Origin of the sequence: Parabacteroides sp. AF19-14, from assembly GCF_003635485.1 — a bacterium.
Lineage (GTDB): Bacteria > Bacteroidota > Bacteroidia > Bacteroidales > Tannerellaceae > Parabacteroides > Parabacteroides distasonis.
Genome location: NZ_QTMJ01000002.1, coordinates 36998 through 52900, shown reverse-complemented (window position 1 = coordinate 52900; position 15903 = coordinate 36998). Strand labels below are relative to the sequence as shown.

14 protein-coding genes are annotated in these 15903 nt (G+C 40.6%); all 14 read left to right on the top strand.

Annotated elements, in window-relative coordinates; genetic code table 11:
• Nucleotides 1-87 precede the first annotated feature (87 nt).
• The 14 genes from DWX33_RS02070 (at nt 88) to DWX33_RS22690 (ending at nt 15899) form a co-directional block, all read left to right on the top strand.
• On the top strand, nt 88-3519 hold the full coding sequence (locus DWX33_RS02070; protein WP_057328094.1) for a TonB-dependent receptor: 3432 nt from the start codon (nt 88-90) through the stop codon (nt 3517-3519).
• 11 nt (nt 3520-3530) lie between these two features.
• A complete protein-coding gene (locus tag DWX33_RS02065) occupies nt 3531-4973 on the top strand; it encodes a RagB/SusD family nutrient uptake outer membrane protein (RefSeq protein ID WP_057328095.1) in 1443 nt (480 codons plus the stop codon).
• A gap of 15 nt (nt 4974-4988) precedes the next feature.
• Nucleotides 4989-6410, top strand: coding sequence for a sulfatase (locus DWX33_RS02060; RefSeq protein ID WP_070103461.1), 1422 nt, complete (start codon nt 4989-4991; stop codon nt 6408-6410).
• A 496-nt stretch (nt 6411-6906) separates the two neighbouring features.
• Nucleotides 6907-8118 (top strand): site-specific integrase, encoded by a 1212-nt coding sequence (locus DWX33_RS02055; RefSeq protein ID WP_041525618.1) that lies wholly within the window; start codon nt 6907-6909, stop codon nt 8116-8118.
• A 10-nt stretch (nt 8119-8128) separates the two neighbouring features.
• Nucleotides 8129-8512, top strand: a complete 384-nt coding sequence (locus DWX33_RS02050) for a hypothetical protein (protein WP_011967345.1) — start codon at nt 8129-8131, stop codon at nt 8510-8512.
• A gap of 351 nt (nt 8513-8863) precedes the next feature.
• Nucleotides 8864-10069: a primase-helicase family protein gene (locus DWX33_RS02045; RefSeq protein WP_122379752.1), complete on the top strand. Its 1206-nt coding sequence runs from the start codon at nt 8864-8866 to the stop codon at nt 10067-10069.
• A 258-nt stretch (nt 10070-10327) separates the two neighbouring features.
• The gene (locus tag DWX33_RS02040; protein ID WP_011967347.1) at nt 10328-11266 is read left to right on the top strand and encodes a toprim domain-containing protein; all 939 of its coding nucleotides are present in this window, start codon (nt 10328-10330) and stop codon (nt 11264-11266) included.
• 176 nt (nt 11267-11442) lie between these two features.
• A complete protein-coding gene (locus DWX33_RS02035; protein WP_011967348.1) occupies nt 11443-11799 on the top strand; it encodes a MobC family plasmid mobilization relaxosome protein in 357 nt (118 codons plus the stop codon).
• Nucleotides 11796-12737 (top strand): relaxase/mobilization nuclease domain-containing protein, encoded by a 942-nt coding sequence (locus DWX33_RS02030; RefSeq protein WP_011967349.1) that lies wholly within the window; start codon nt 11796-11798, stop codon nt 12735-12737. Before DWX33_RS02035 ends, DWX33_RS02030 begins: the two co-directional genes overlap by 4 nt.
• 267 nt (nt 12738-13004) lie before the next feature.
• The gene (locus tag DWX33_RS02025) at nt 13005-13331 is read left to right on the top strand and encodes a helix-turn-helix transcriptional regulator (RefSeq protein ID WP_041525699.1); all 327 of its coding nucleotides are present in this window, start codon (nt 13005-13007) and stop codon (nt 13329-13331) included.
• Nucleotides 13332-13408: 77 nt separating this feature from the next.
• A complete protein-coding gene (locus DWX33_RS02020; protein WP_011967351.1) occupies nt 13409-13858 on the top strand; it encodes a nitrophenyl compound nitroreductase subunit ArsF family protein in 450 nt (149 codons plus the stop codon).
• 6 nt (nt 13859-13864) lie between these two features.
• Nucleotides 13865-14569, top strand: a complete 705-nt coding sequence (locus DWX33_RS02015; protein WP_011967352.1) for an aromatic aminobenezylarsenical efflux permease ArsG family transporter — start codon at nt 13865-13867, stop codon at nt 14567-14569.
• 15 nt (nt 14570-14584) lie between these two features.
• Complete coding sequence (locus DWX33_RS02010; protein WP_011967353.1) at nt 14585-15481, top strand: permease; 897 nt, start codon at nt 14585-14587, stop codon at nt 15479-15481.
• A gap of 190 nt (nt 15482-15671) precedes the next feature.
• Nucleotides 15672-15899: a thioredoxin family protein gene (locus DWX33_RS22690; protein ID WP_041525701.1), complete on the top strand. Its 228-nt coding sequence runs from the start codon at nt 15672-15674 to the stop codon at nt 15897-15899.
• The last annotated feature ends 4 nt before the right edge of the window (nt 15900-15903 follow it).

Sequence of the window (15903 nt, the reverse complement as noted above, 5' to 3'; positions counted from 1 at the left end):
AGCATCTTCCCATATGAAACAATTTGATAGAAGGTCTTTAAACCGACTAAGAAATTTATTTTTTAATCTTAAATCAATTACAAAAATATGATGAATAATTTATATTTCCAACTTGATGGAGATAAATCAGCGTTTGTCAGGTTGGTATCTAAAATATCAAGAATTATGAAGTTGACCTTATTTCTTGTATGTTTATCAATTAGTATGTCATTTGCTATGACAACAAATGCTCAAAGCACCTCACTTTCTTTTAAAGCGACAGATCAATCTATAAAAGAAGTTTTGGAACTGATTGAAAGTCAAACTGATTTCCACTTTTTTTATAATAGTAAGCTGGTTGATGTCAGTCGAGTGATATCAGTTGATATAGAGGATGAAGATCTCATTTCTGTGTTGGAGAATGTGTTTAAGGATTCGAGTATCGGGTATAAGGTAGTAGGTAAGGATGTGATCTTATCCTTGAAAAATCTTAGTCAAGGACAAGATGGAAAGATCGTGACTGGTACGGTTGTCGATGAAAACGGTTTACCTGTTATTGGTGCGAATATCGTGGAAAAAGGAACTGCGAATGGGACGATTACGGATATAGATGGAAGGTTCTCTATTAGTGTTGGGAAAAATGCAGTATTGGTTGTTTCCTTTATCGGTTTTAATGTGCAAGATGTCCCAGTTGAGGGTAAATCAACTCTGACTATTGCTTTAAAAGAAGATACTTTGGCTTTGGAAGAGGTCGTAGTAGTGGGGTATGGGGTTAGTAAGAAATCTCATTTAACAGGTTCTGTTGGTTCTGTTAAGATGGATGAAGATGTTGTTGGTCGTCCTGCTGTTGAAGTGGGGCAGTCTTTGTATGGAAAAGTTGCAGGTGTGCAGGTGATAGGAGGCTCTGGTGAACCAGGTAGTTCATCTTCAATACAGATTAGAGGTGTTAATTCTATTTCTGCAAGTAGTGCTCCTCTCGTAGTTATAGATGGAGTTGCTGTTCCTGATTATGATATGAATTTGATCAATAATGCTGATGTTGAGTCTATCGAAATTTTAAAAGATGCTTCTTCTGCGGCTATTTATGGATCTCGTGGTGCGAATGGTGTTGTTTTGATTACAACCAAGAGTGGAAAAACAGAAAAACCACGAGTAAATATTAATTACTTGTTTGGTGTTCAAAAATTGTTAAAGAAAATTGATGTCATGAATAGTCGGGAGTACGCAGAGGCTTATATGGATGCCGCACAAAATGGTTGGGTTGATAGTGGTGGTGATCCTAACGCACCTAATACAATAGAGGTGCGTGGTGCATATAAATATACATGGCCTGAAGCATTTGAGCATCCTGAAAGTTTATATGATATTGATTGGCAAGATGTCGTATTTGATGCGGCACCAATGCATAAATTAGATGCTAATATTTCGGGTAAATCGGAAAAGTCAGATTACTTGATATCGGCTGGATATGTCAATCAAGCAGGAATTTTATTAGACTCTGATTATAAAAAGTACTCATTAAGTCTTAAATTGAATACTCATATAAATAAATATTTGGATGTGGGTGGCAATATGAGTCTTAATTATGGAGATCAAAAAGAGGTCTATTGGAGAACAGCAGAGTGGGCAGTCCAATATCCTTCTGTTTTCCCTGTATATGCGGAGAATGGTCTTCTTGGTTGTAATTCATATCTCCCTGGTTTCGAAAAATATAATACAATCCTTTTTAGACCGAATATGGGCCATCCTCTTTATATGAAAAATAATGATGCAAATCGGCAAATTCTAAATACGATAGGAAGTGCTTATGTGTCATTAAATTTATTACCTGGACTGAAGTTTAAATCTTCTTTTAATTATTATTTAAAAAGGAATGATTATAATAATTATGAGGCAAAAGATCATGACTTAGGAGAGGCTTATTATACTCAAGGACAAATGACAGTTGATCAAGCTAGAAAGTGGAATTATACATTTCAGGATCTATTGACGTATGATAAATCTTGGGGTAATCATGAATTTTCATTCTTGTTAGGATTTGAATTTAATAAAAATGACTATTATAAGACTAGTCAGTCAAGAAGGGACTATGATAATGATTTATTGCATGCGTTAAGTGCGGGAAAGACCGTTTTGTCTTCAAGTGATGTAATCACAAAGAATACATTGATGTCTTATTTTGCAAGAGTAAACTATAACTATAAAGGTCGATATATGCTTTCTGCAGCTTTCCGTCGTGACGGCTCCTCTCGTTTTGCTCCGAATAATAAATGGGGAAATTTTCCCTCTATTTCTTTAGGATGGTTAGTGACGGAAGAGGATTTTATGAAAAAAATGGATTGGATTAATATGTTAAAATTGCGAGTTAGTTATGGATTGACAGGAAATGACCATTTTCAAGATTATGTTTGGGTGGCGAAATTAAATCAATCTAAAATTGCTTTTGGAAATAATTTAACAACTTCATATTATCCATCCAATATAACTAATCCTGATTTGAAATGGGAACGTACACAACAGTTAAATGTGGGATTAGACTGGGGAGTGTTGAAGAGTCGTATACAAGTAGGATTAGATTATTATTATTCGACATCAGATGGACTGTTGTTGAATGTTCCAGTTCCTGCTATAACAGGTTATTCTTCTATATTTACAAATATCGGTAAATTGGAGAATAAAGGTGTTGAATTTAATATAACTACTCAAAATATTGACAATAAAGATTTTTCATGGAGTACGAATTTCAATATATCAAAAAATAAAAATAAGATTCTTGAATTAGGGCCAAGTGATGCTTCTATGATCTTTACTCCAAGTAGTTTTGGTGGAATGCAAAAAATTAATGAGGTTGGTCACTCTGTGTTCAATTTTTATGGATACCAATATGATGGTGTTTATATGAGCCAAAAAGAGATCGATGCTGATCCAGCGCATTATAAAACTGCAAGACCTGGAGATGGTCGATACGTAGATGTAAATAAGGATGGTGTATTAGATGCAGGTGATAGAACTCTTATTGGAGATCCTAATCCGAAATTTATTTGGGGATTTACAAATAACTTTAAGTATAAAGATTTTGATTTGAGTTTTTTGTTCCAGGGTGCTCATGATTTTGCGATATATGATGATAATGCTCATCGTTCGTTGATGTATCATGAAGGTCGAAATTTTTTGAAAGAAGTTACAAATAGATGGCGTTCGGAGGAAAATCCTGGTGATGGTGAGCATTACAGATTGTCTGTAGACTTAGGAGAATATGAAAAGAGAGGATCAAGTTTGTGGATTGACCGGACATCTTATATTAGGTTGAAGAGTTTAACTTTTGGTTATACACTTCCAAAAAATATTTCGAAAATAGCAAGTTTGCAATTTGTGAGATTTTATTTTAATGCCTTGAACTTATTTACGATAACTGGTACTGATGTTTGGGATCCTGAGTCGTTTAGAGGGGATGCCTCAGATGCTTCTGCAAGAGGTGTGATGGGAAATATATATCCATCTTCTAAAGTTTTTTCTTTTGGTGTTAATGTTGGATTTTAATTCATAATGTGATGAAAAAGTATATTTTGTTAATCGTAATGGCTGTCATGGTCTCTTGTAGTGATCAGTTAGAGCTTTATCCCGAGACAAATTTAACAGAAGGTAATTATTATAATACCGAAGAAGAATTGTCGTTGGCGGCTAATGATGCTTATAGGCAATTATGTCGGATCTATAATGCGAATGGGCTACCTGATTTGTTTGGAGAACGATTCTCTGATAATGTATGTGTGATTTTTACAGATGGAGGAAATACGTATACGGAAGATATAGTGCTTCATAAAATTAAATCAGATAATGGAACAATACTATCAGCGTGGCGAACTGCTTATAATGGCATCTCAATAATTAACGATGTATTATATCGGTTGGAAAATACATCTGTCTCTTTTACGTCTGATGAGTTTTTGAATAGAATTAAAGCAGAACTTATTTTTGTTAGGTCATTGATATATTTTAATTTGATTCAAGCGTTTGGTGATGTACCTTTCTTATTAAAACCTGTTACTGTTTCTGAGAGTTATTCTTATTTGCGTGAAGATAAAAATCAAATATATTCTCAGATTATAGCAGATTTACTGTTTTGTAAGGAATATTTACCTAAGTCATATGAAGGTAAGGATGTTGGCAGAATAACAACTTATGCAGCATCTTCTATTTTGGCTAAAATTTATTTGATTCGTGGGGATAAAGATTCTGCTAAAATAGAATTAAAACGAATTATTGATTCTGAAAGATATAGTTTGGATGCTAATAATGATGGAAAAGTTGATGTTGAAGATTATGCGTATTTGTTTGCCCCATCTACAAAAAATTGTAAAGAGTCTATTCTGGAGGCTCAATTTTTGTCGGGCGTAGACAATGTAAATGCGGAACATCAAAATCAATATACTCCTTTTCTTTGGTCTTTTCATTTACCTGGTTCTTCTGACACTTTTAGAGGAGGAGGTAAAAATACTCCAAGTAAAGATCTTTTGGCAGAATATGAAGAAAATGATCCTCGTATGAATCTCTCTATTGTCCCAGGTTATCAAGATGAAGGTGCTAATATTTGGGTTGATCATCCTTATACTTGCAAGTTCTATGATCCTGATTGGCAAAACCCTGGACAAAACTTTGAGATTATTCGTTATGCTGATATTTTATTATTGTATTCGGAGTTGACAGGAGATGCAACTTATTTGAATCAAGTTCGTGCTAGAGCAGGACTTCCTTTATATGGAAGTGATTCGTATCCAAAAAAGTATAATAATTTGGCGTTGGCTGTAGAGCATGAGAGACGAGTTGAATTGGCTTTTGAGTTCCATCGTTTTTTTGATTTGGTAAGGACTAACCGGGCGTTAGAGGTATTTAATGCAAAGGGAATCAGTTTATCTGAAAATAGTCTGTTATTTCCTATACCTTTGGTTGAAAAGGATATTAATCCAGAATTAACTCAGAATCCAGGTTATTAATAATATAAGAATATTATGAGAAATACATGTTTTAATTCACTTTTGATATTTAGTGGAGTTTTGGGCTCTGGAAACTTGTTATTTGCTCAAGAGAAACCCAATATCGTGGTGTTCATAGCGGATGATGCAGGCATGGACTTTGGTTGTTATGGTAATTTGGCAATTAAAGCTCCGAATATAGACAGAATTGCAAAGCAGGGAGTCCGTTTTCAAAATGCGTTTTTGACATCACCGCAGTCCAGTCCATCTAGAACCAGTATGATGACAGGTATGTTTGCCCATACGATTGGGACAGAGGATTTGCATATGCCGATCGATGAATCGACTCGTATGATGCCCTCCTATTTTAAGGAGGCAGGATATTTTACGGGCTCTATGTTGAAAACTCATTGGGGTTCCAATGGGGATAAGCAGTTTGATCGGATGATCTCGGGAACGTATCTTCCCAATGGTGGGGATTTGTCCGAAGAGACCTTTCGGAATTACGAGCGATTTATTGATGATAGTGCTGATCATCCGTTTTTTCTTTGGGTAGGATTCCATGATTGCCACCGTCCTTATTTCCGTGATGTCTGCCCTCAGGAGAATGATCCTTCAAGAGTGAAGGTTCCTCCTTATTTGGTGGATGGAGCGGATACACGGCGGGATCTGGCGGATTATTATGATGAGATTACTCGTATGGACGGGCATATAGGTCGGATGATCTCCGTCTTGGAGAAGAAAAAGCTGATGGAGAATACCATTATTGTCTTTTTGAGTGATAACGGAATGCCATTCCCCCGTTGTAAGGGTTCTTTATATGATTCAGGCATACAGACTCCTCTGGTGTTTATGTGGAGGGGTATGATCCCTGAGAATAAGGTGCATTCTAATGGGTTGGTCAGCACGGTGGATTTGGCGGCTACGTTGTTGGATTTTGCTGGAGTACGGATGGATGAGTGCGTTTATAGTAAGAGCTTTCGCAAGCTGTTGTTTGATCCGTCATTGAGGGGACGTGATTATATCTTCTCGGAGCGGAATTGGCATGACACGGACGAGTATATTCGTTGTATCCGCACGGAGAATATCAAACTGATTTATAATGCGTATTACGATATTCCGCATGGTACGGCAATGGATTTAAGCTCTAGTTTAAGCTGGTTTGAGTTGAAACAAAATCAGCGAAATGGGACTTTGAAACCTGAACAGTCTCAGATATTCGTAGCTCCAAGGGCTATGGTCGAGATCTATGATTTAAAGAAAGATCCCAATGAGTTGGAGAATGTGGCCGATCGTCTCCCTTATGCGGTAGACTGTAAGAAGTTGGCGAAACTACTTGTGGAATGGCAGAAAGAGACAAAGGATCATCCTTGGTGGAAGCGGCGTAGACCAGATCAGAATGACAGGATGACAGGATTCCCTATATTTCCTAGATCTGAGACGTTTTGGGCTGATTAATACCTTTGAATGGGTTGTGTGAAAGAGAGCTTTGTCTGTTTTAATAGAAAGGGGTATGCCGAAAAGCATACTCCTTTTTATGAGGGATTATTATGGTAAGCATCCGATAAGGTATACATTGTAAATTCATAAAACGACAAGCTCTTCTTGTCAGCGAATATAAAGTTGATAGGAAGAGTTTGCCATTCTAGTGTATCTTTGAAACAAAATTCATGTTGGTGAATTTTAATAAAAAATGTCACTTAAAAATGAAAATATGAGCAAAACATAGAGAATGTACTGACCATCAATGGTGTTTGGCATAAAGTGGCTTCAAGTGGCATAAGTAGTGAAGACATGGTCTGAGCAGAATATAGAAGTTGTTATGCTTCCAAACCATTACCTCGTATCAAATGCACTTTTAACACTAACTTCCTATTTTTCTGCGTTCTGCGTAGGTTTGCGTTCTGCCCTTATGACTCTCATGATTTAATTTTGCACCAAACAAAAAGCAAGGATTATGAGAAGTACATTTAAGACTGTCTTCTATGTAAATGGAAGCAAAGAGAAGAGTGGAATTGTCCCTATCATGGGACGGGTTACCATCAATGGGACGATTGCTCAGTTCAGTTGTAAACAGAGTATATCCAAGGAGTTATGGGATGCCAAAGCTAATCGGGCTAAAGGTAAGAGCCGTAAGTCTATGGATGTTAATCATGCGCTTGATAATATCAAGGCGCAGATAGCAAAGCATTACCAGCGGCTTTCTGACCGGGAGGCATTTGTAACTGCCGAAATGGTACGCAATGCCTATCAAGGTATCGGCACAGAGTATGAAACGGTGTTACGTGCCTTTGATAAGATGAATGCGGATTTTGCCAAACGTGTTGGGAAAGACCGTTCGGAGCGTACATACCGTAAATATCTTACCGTAAGGAAATATGTCGCCGAATTTATGAAAAACCATTATAAGCGTTCGGATATGGGGATGAATGAACTGACGGAAGAGTTTATCCATGATTATTGTCTGTATCTACGTAACGAGGTCGGACTTGCCCAATCTTCCGTATGGATATATTCCATACCATTGAAGCATATCGTAACTTCCGCTCATTACCACGGGAAGATACCGAGAAATCCATTTGCACAATATCATGTGAATCCTGACCATAAGGAACGTGGCTTCTTGACAGAGAACGAAATCAAAGCCATGAGTACAATCGAATTGGAAAATGCCAATTTCGCTATTGCAAGGGACATTTTTATTTTCGGATGCTGGACGGGTATATCATTCGTGGACATCAAAAATCTCACCACAGACAATATCGTGGAACTGAATGGCTCACGTTGGATTGTATCCAAAAGGCAGAAAACAGGTGTGCCGTTTCAAATCAAGCTGATGGACATTCCCGCTCAAATAATTGAGCGAAATAAGCCATTCAGAAATGGTAAGAATTTGTTCAACATAAATTCTTACGACATGGTAAATAGGCGCATCAAGACTGTGGCAAAAATGTGTGGAATAGAAAAGAACATTTCATTTCACCTGAGCCGGCATTCCTTCGCTGTTTTAGCCCTTAATTATGGTATGCCAATAGAAAGTGTCAGCAAAATACTCGGACATACAAATATCACTACTACGCAGATTTATGCAAAAGTGACCAACACGAAACTTGAAAACGACATTTCTGCTTTTGAAGATAAGGTTAGCGGACATTTCACCATATAAAGAATGGCTTATGAAAAGAAGTATTATAACAATGAGTGAATCCGGCAATATCATAATGCCGGACAATGTCACAGACATTTGGATGAGCGAACAGGAACTTGGCGATTTATTCGGAGTAATTGCCCCCACATTCCGAGCTTCCATCAGAGCCATATATAAAAGTGGAGCATTGAAAGAATACGAGGTTCAGAAGTATATCAGATTGGAAAACGGCTATCATGCAAATGTATTCAGTCTCACGATGATAGTTGCGCTTGCTTTCCGTATCAATAGTTTCGGTGCGGAACAAATGCGCAATGCCATTCTTAAAAGGATGTACTTGCGAAAAGAGAAAACAACCTTCTTCTTTTCGCTGGGCAGTAACGGGACAAAGGCTTCTAATTATCAGGCATAAAATCCAATAATGTGACGACATGAAATCATGAAACCGACAAATCTTTATCTGTCAATTGATTGCTGATAAAACACTCAGTTGGTAAAACGTATTAGTATTCAGTTGAACTAACGTATTGCTGTTTTACCAATAATACGTATTACCAACAAAAGCCCGAAGAAGCAGACCTGTAACGGATGCTTTTTCGGGTTTGCTTTATATGCTCTTTACCTGCTTCCTGTGCAATTCGCAGCAAGTTTTTCATTCCGTGTAAATTTTGCGCCGTTCTGCTGTGATTTGCTTATCAGGCTTTCGCGTGACTTGCCGTAGCTTTGCACTTGATTAACTATTAACGATTTAAGCGAAATGTAAATGACAAAAACAAAGAACGAAAAGGAGGAGTTTATCCGAGTGGGTACAACCCTCTACAAGTTAGTGAACCAGCCCCGTCTGAACGGTGGCTATGTGAGGAAACGCATTGTGTGGAACAACGAGACACTACGGCAGGACTATGGCAAGGACTATCTCGCCACCGTGCCGAAGTATGACGGTTTCTGTACAGTCCCAAACCATGTGGATTATCGTCCCGTGGTGGACAAGTTTCTCAACCTCTATGAGCCGATAGAGCATTGTCCACAGCAAGGCGAGTTTCCCTGCATCCAATCATTGGTTCGCCACATTTTCGGGGAGCAATACGAGTTAGGAATGGACTATCTGCAACTGCTCTACCTGCAACCCGTACAAAAACTGCCCATCCTGCTGTTGATATCGGAAGAACGCAATACGGGCAAGAGCACGTTCCTGAACTTTCTGAAAGCCCTCTTTCAGAACAATGTCACGTTCAACACCAACGAGGACTTCCGCAGCCAGTTCAATTCCGATTGGGCAGGAAAACTCCTTATCGTGGTGGATGAAGTGCTGCTCAACCGCAGGGAGGACAGCGAGCGGTTGAAGAACCTCAGTACAACTCTATCCTATAAAGTGGAAGCCAAAGGCAAAGACCGTGACGAGATAGCGTTCTTTGCCAAGTTTGTGCTGTGCTCCAACAACGAGTATCTGCCCGTAATCATAGATGCAGGAGAAACACGCTATTGGGTACGCAAGATAGACCGCTTGCAGTCCGATGATACCGACTTCCTGCAAAAGCTGAAAGCGGAGATACCTGCCTTTCTCCATTTCCTGCAACACAGACAGCTATCCACCGAAAAAGAAAGCCGTATGTGGTTTGCACCCTCGTTGTTGCATACCGAAGCCTTGCGGAAGATTATCCGCAGCAACCGCAACCGATTGGAGATAGAGATACACGAACTTATCCTTGACATCATGGACAGTGTCGGTACGGACACATTCTCGTTCTGTTACAACGACCTTCTTCTTTTGCTGGTACACTCACAGGTAAAGGTGGAGAAGTACCAAGTACGGAAAGTGCTGCAAGAGTGTTGGAAACTTACTCCGGCATCCAACGGACTTACCTATACGACCTACCAATTTAATTACAATCGGGAGTGCCGTTATGAGCCGATTAAGAGAGTTGGACGGTTCTATACAGTCACAAGGAAGCAACTTGACTCCCTGTAACATCATTCTTTTTTTGTTGAATTGTTGAATAAGTATATAACCATGCTGAAAACAAACAACATACACTCTCAACAAATGCTCAACAATCGAAAAGAAATGTTGAGAAAACAACAGCATCCTTTGTTGGATTCTCTTTTTGTGAGTGGTTTGTTGAGAAGATGTTGAGGAAATAAAGCCTTAACATACAGCATAATATATGTGTCATTCATCAAATCAACATTATTACACTCATCATCAAATCCGTAGAAAGAATAAACCATGAACATCCAAGAAGCAAAACAAATCAGAATTGCAGACTATCTGCAAAGTTTGGGCTACACGCCCGTCAAACAGCAAGGCAACAGCCTTTGGTACAAATCACCATTCCGGGAGGAAACGGAAGCCTCGTTCAAAGTGAACACCGACCGTAACCTGTGGTTCGATTACGGGCTTGGCAAAGGCGGTAACATCATCGCTTTGGCAGAGGAACTATACGCATCCGACTATGTGCCCTACTTGCTCAACAAGATAGCGGAGCGAGTACCGCACATCCGTTCCGTATCTTTCTCTTTTCGCCAGCAAGCATCCGAACCGAGTTTCCAGCATTTGGAGGTGGGAGAACTTACCCATCCTGCATTGCTCCGTTATTTGCAGGAAAGGGGAATAAACATCAACTTGGCAAGGCTGGAATGTAAGGAGCTGCACTTCATCCATAACGGCAAGCCCTATTTCGCCATCGGCTTTCCCAATGTTGCCGGAGGATATGAAGTGCGTAACCGTTTTTTCAAGGGTTGCATCGCACCCAAAGACATCAGTTATATACGCCAGCAAGGAGAACAGCAAGAGAAGTGTCTCGTGTTCGAGGGTATGATGGACTATCTGTCCTTCCTCACGTTGCGGATGAAGAACTGCCCGACCATGCCCAATCTTGATGGGCAGGATTATGTCGTTCTCAATTCGGTTGCCAATGTTTCCAAAGCAATGGATGTGCTGCATGGGTACGAGCGCATCCACTGCCTGCTTGACAATGACGAGGCTGGAAGAAATGCCTACTTGGAATTGGCAAGAGAGTTCAGCGGTCGTATCAGGGACTTCTCCGACAACTACAACGGACATAAAGACCTGAACGATTACCTATGCGGTAAGTGGCAGAATGTAACCGTTAATCCACCTCCACGAACCATCGTAAAACCCAAAAAGAAAGGACTTGGATTATAGCACCTTGAACAAGAAAAACGTGAGATGCTCAAAACTCATTCCATAAGGATTGGGAGGTAGCAAGTTTGTGTTTCGGGCGTACCGAAACCGCTTGCTACCCACTTCCCAAGTTTCGGAAGATGGCATCCCGTTGGTCTATACAGTATAATCAGTAACAGAATTAGAAGAAACGAAATATGGAACAGAACAAGGAACGTAACAAGGGTGGTCGCCCCAAGAAGGAAGCGACCGAGAAACTGAAATACCGTGTCGCGGTGAAGATGGCGACAGCCGACTACTACCGTCTGCTGACACGGGCGCATGAGGCTGGTGTATCACCGAGTGAATATATGAGGGGGTGTTTCCGGAACGGTCATGTGAAAGAACGACTGTCTGAGGAACACGCCGGATACATCCGCCAACTCTGTGGCATGGCGAACAATCTCAACCAGCTTGCGCACAAGGCTAACGCCGGAGGCTTCCACGATGAACGGTGGGACTGCAAGGTGGCAGTGGCAAGGATTCACGAACTCTTAACCAAGATAGGGATATGATGGCGAAAATCGTAAAGGGAAGCGACTTCAAGGGTGTGGTGGATTATATCCTTGATAAAGGAAAGAATGCCCAAGTTGTCGCATATGATGGCTTGTTTATGGAGAACAAGGAAACCATTGCCATGAGTTTCAATGCCCAGTCGCTGATGAACGGCAATGTGGCGAAACCTGTCGGGCATATCGCATTGAGTTTTTCCAAAGAGGATGAGCCACGTCTGACGAACTGTGTCATGGGAGGTATCGCACTTGAATATATGGAACGGATGGGAATCAAGGACACGCAGTTCTTCATCGCCCGTCATTTCGACAAGGAGCATCCGCACGTGCATATCGCCTTCAACCGCATAGACAACAACGGCAATACCATATCCGACAGGCACGAGCGTCTGCGCAGTACCCGTATCTGCAAGGAACTAACCTTGATATATGGCTTGCACATGGCAAACGGGAAGGAGAATGTCAAACGCAACCGATTGAAAGAGCCGGATAAGACAAAGTACGAGCTTTACGACATCCTTAAAACGGAAGTCGGCATATGTGGAAACTGGGGCGTGCTTGTCGCAAATCTAAAACGGCAAGGAGTGGAAGTGCATTTCAGCCACAGAGGACAGACGGACGAGATACAAGGCGTAGTGTTCACCAAGAACGGCTACCACTTCAACGGGTCCAAGGTGGATAGGCGTTTCAGCTATTCCAAGATTGACGCAGCTTTGCAGAGTAACAGATGCAGGGAACGGAAAGGAATGATGACCAACGAATATGAAGTTGCTACACCAAGTACACCATCCAGCATAGCACAAAGTGAGTTCTTCAACGGTTCATTGGGATTGCTGAACGGTAGTGATTCTTCTTGCAACGCTGCTGATGTAGAAGCCAATCAGGAAATGGCAGAGATACTTCGTAGAAAGAAGAAACGCAAACGAGGAATGAGATTGTAACAACCATAGAACATAGTCCGGTGGAAAATTTCATCGGCGACTATATTATAATCGGACGTTCGGGATTATGTGCGAAAGATGAAATCCATCCGAACGGGATAAAAACAAAACAAAGAGATAAGGGTGAATTATTGGATTGTATTCGCTCTTATCTCTTTTCGACTAAAGATAAGTTAAAATGATACTGCACAAATAAAAATAATCGGAAACACTTGCGCATTCCGAAATATGTTCGTAATTTTGCGAACAACAAACAACACCGTGAAAATGGATAATAAAGAATATACTACAACTCAAGAGCAACTTGCCCGGTTCGCCAAAGCAATGGGACATCCAGCGAGAATGGCAATTCTTGAATTTCTGATAAAGCAAAATACGTGTTTTTTCGGAGATATACATGAGGTACTGCCGATTTCTAAAGCAACTGTTTCTCAGCATCTGAAAGAGCTGAAAGATGCAGGATTGATACAGGGAGAAATAGAAACTCCCAAAGTAAAATACTGCATCAACCGTGAAAATTGGAAGATTGCCTCTATGCTCTTCACCGAATTTTTTGGGCAATGCCTATGCGAAAAAGAAAGATGTTGCAAGTAATCGCAATTCTTTTTTATCCCAAATGTTCGTTGTTTTACGAAATACAAACATAAGTTTAATCAAATAAAAGAAGAAGTATGAACAAACTGATTTTGGCTTTTGTCGTTTGCTTCGGACTGACCGCTTGCGGAAACAACGATGCAAAAAAGAACGACACTGTGAAAGTGGAACAGACACAATCACAAGAAGTGAACAACCGTGTGGAAATTCTGTATTTTCACGGTAAACAGAGATGTGCCACCTGTATGGCGATAGAGAAAAACGCCAAAGAAGTCATTGAAGCACAATTCGCAGAAGAAATTAAGAACGGTACTGTGGTTTTCAAGGCAATTGACATTTCCAAACCGGAGAATGAAAAGATTGCCGAGAAATACGAGGTTACATGGTCTTCCTTGTTCATCAGCAAGTGGATAGACGGGAAAGAAACCTATGAGAACCTTACCGAATATGCCTTTGCCAATGCTCGTAAGAACCCAGATGCATTCAAAAGCGAGATAAATAGTAAAATCCGAACCGCCTTGAAATAATCATATATGGACTGGCTACAGACTTTATTGGATAGCAGCACAACACCGACACTGACGGCATTCCTGTTAGGATTACTTACAGCGGTATCGCCTTGTCCGTTGGCTACAAATATAGCGGCAATCGGTTTTATAAGCAAAGACATCAAGAACAGGCAACGCATCTTTCGTAACGGTCTTTTATACACCTTGGGTCGCGTCATCGCCTATACCGTATTAGGTGTCATCTTGATTCTTATACTGAAAGAAGGGGCAAGTCTGTTCGGTATCCAGAAATTCATAGGCAAATATGGAGAATTGATTCTCGGTCCGGCATTACTTCTGACCGGGATGTTCATTCTGTTCGGTAACAAACTCAAATTGCCCTCTTTCGGATTCAAAGGTAATGGTGAAAGCCTGGCACGAAAGGGCGGTTGGGGAGCATTGGCTCTTGGAATGCTGTTCGCTATGGCATTCTGCCCTACAAGCGGTGTGTTCTATTTCGGTATGCTGATACCGATGTCTGCCACAGCAACGATGGGTTATCTGTTGCCGATATTGTTTGCCATTGCTACGGCATTGCCTGTTTTGGTGGTCGCTTGGATATTGGCGTTCAGTGTCCAGCACATCGGCAGTTTCTACGGCAAGATGCAGACCGTACAGAAATGGCTGAATGGAATTGTTGGTTGCCTGTTCGTAGGAATAGGAGTATATTATTGTATCGTAATGTTTTAATTAACCAAGGATGCAATGAACACTTTGATAGAAACATTAAAATACTTCGTGTTTATCACGGCAGAATTGATAGCACTGTTCCTGCTGATCAGTGCGGTTGTCGAAATAATACTGATGTATATTCCGCAAGACAAAATCAAGCAATGGCTTTCTGGACGTGGAATCTTAGGCAATGTCATGGCAGCAGGATTCGGGGCACTCACCCCATTTTGCGCCTGTTCCACCATTCCGATGACAGTCGGTTTCCTCAATGCCGGAGTTCCTTTTGGAAGTACCATGTCATTCCTTATAGCTTCTCCGCTGCTCAATCCTATAATAATAGGAATGTTGGGGGCAATGGTCGGTGTAAAGGCGATGCTTGCATATTTCATTATTGCTTTCGCCGCCTCGGTCCTGTTCGGTGTGGTATTGGAAAAAATGGGGATGCAGAAGTATGTGAAAAACGTACGTCTCCGTAACGAACATAACGTAGGCAGTGAGGACAAAAGACAATGGACTATAAAGCGTAAACTGAGAGAAGCATTCGTTTCGGCTTGGGACAGTCTGCGCCCTATTTTAGGTTACTTGTTAATTGGAGTCGCACTCGGAGCAGGGATATACGGCTATATGCCACAAGATTTTGTGCTGAAGATAGCCGGACCAGACAATCTGTTTGCCATTCCTATCGCAGCCGTATTGGGCATACCGTTGTATATCCGTGCTGAAACGGCAATCCCTATCGGGGTCGCACTGATGGCTAAGGGTATGAGCATCGGCACTGTGATAGCGTTGGTTATTGGCGGTGCAGGTATGGCAATTCCGGAAATGACAATGCTTGCAAGCATTTTCCGTAAGAAATTGGTCGCAACGATTGTCGTTGTAATATTCCTTACGGCTGTAATTACAGGTTATTTATTTAACATATTATTGTAAGACAATTAAATATCAAAAGAATATGGAAACAAAAAAAGAAAACAAAAAAGGATTCTGGGCTTCATTATTCTCTCCGAAGCCTTGCTCGTGTTCATGTGGCAGTAATCTGATAATAGAAGAGCCCGAAAAACCAGAAACGTCTTGTTGCTGCGGAGATAAGTCATCTGCAAATAATTCAGGGGTAACGGAAATCAAGATATTGGGACCGGGGTGCGCCAAATGCAAATCAACCTATCAAGTTATTGAGAGAGTGGTCAGCGAAAACAAACTTGATGTGAAGCTTACGAAAATAGAGGACATTGCCGAAATAATGAGCTACAACATTATGGCAACTCCTGCGGTTGTAGTGGACGGTACTGTCAAAATAAAGGGACATGTTCCGTCTGAAAGTGAAGTAAAACAACTGTTGGGAATTTAATCTG

Coding starts and splice junctions, on each gene's coding strand:
- DWX33_RS02070 (WP_057328094.1), top strand. CDS start 88: ATGATGAATAATTTATATTTCCAACTTGATGGAGATAAATCAGCGTTT.
- DWX33_RS02065 (WP_057328095.1), top strand. CDS start 3,531: ATGAAAAAGTATATTTTGTTAATCGTAATGGCTGTCATGGTCTCTTGT.
- DWX33_RS02060 (WP_070103461.1), top strand. CDS start 4,989: ATGAGAAATACATGTTTTAATTCACTTTTGATATTTAGTGGAGTTTTG.
- DWX33_RS02050 (WP_011967345.1), top strand. CDS start 8,129: ATGAAAAGAAGTATTATAACAATGAGTGAATCCGGCAATATCATAATG.
- DWX33_RS02045 (WP_122379752.1), top strand. CDS start 8,864: ATGACAAAAACAAAGAACGAAAAGGAGGAGTTTATCCGAGTGGGTACA.
- DWX33_RS02040 (WP_011967347.1), top strand. CDS start 10,328: ATGAACATCCAAGAAGCAAAACAAATCAGAATTGCAGACTATCTGCAA.
- DWX33_RS02035 (WP_011967348.1), top strand. CDS start 11,443: ATGGAACAGAACAAGGAACGTAACAAGGGTGGTCGCCCCAAGAAGGAA.
- DWX33_RS02030 (WP_011967349.1), top strand. CDS start 11,796: ATGATGGCGAAAATCGTAAAGGGAAGCGACTTCAAGGGTGTGGTGGAT.
- DWX33_RS02025 (WP_041525699.1), top strand. CDS start 13,005: ATGGATAATAAAGAATATACTACAACTCAAGAGCAACTTGCCCGGTTC.
- DWX33_RS02020 (WP_011967351.1), top strand. CDS start 13,409: ATGAACAAACTGATTTTGGCTTTTGTCGTTTGCTTCGGACTGACCGCT.
- DWX33_RS02015 (WP_011967352.1), top strand. CDS start 13,865: ATGGACTGGCTACAGACTTTATTGGATAGCAGCACAACACCGACACTG.
- DWX33_RS02010 (WP_011967353.1), top strand. CDS start 14,585: ATGAACACTTTGATAGAAACATTAAAATACTTCGTGTTTATCACGGCA.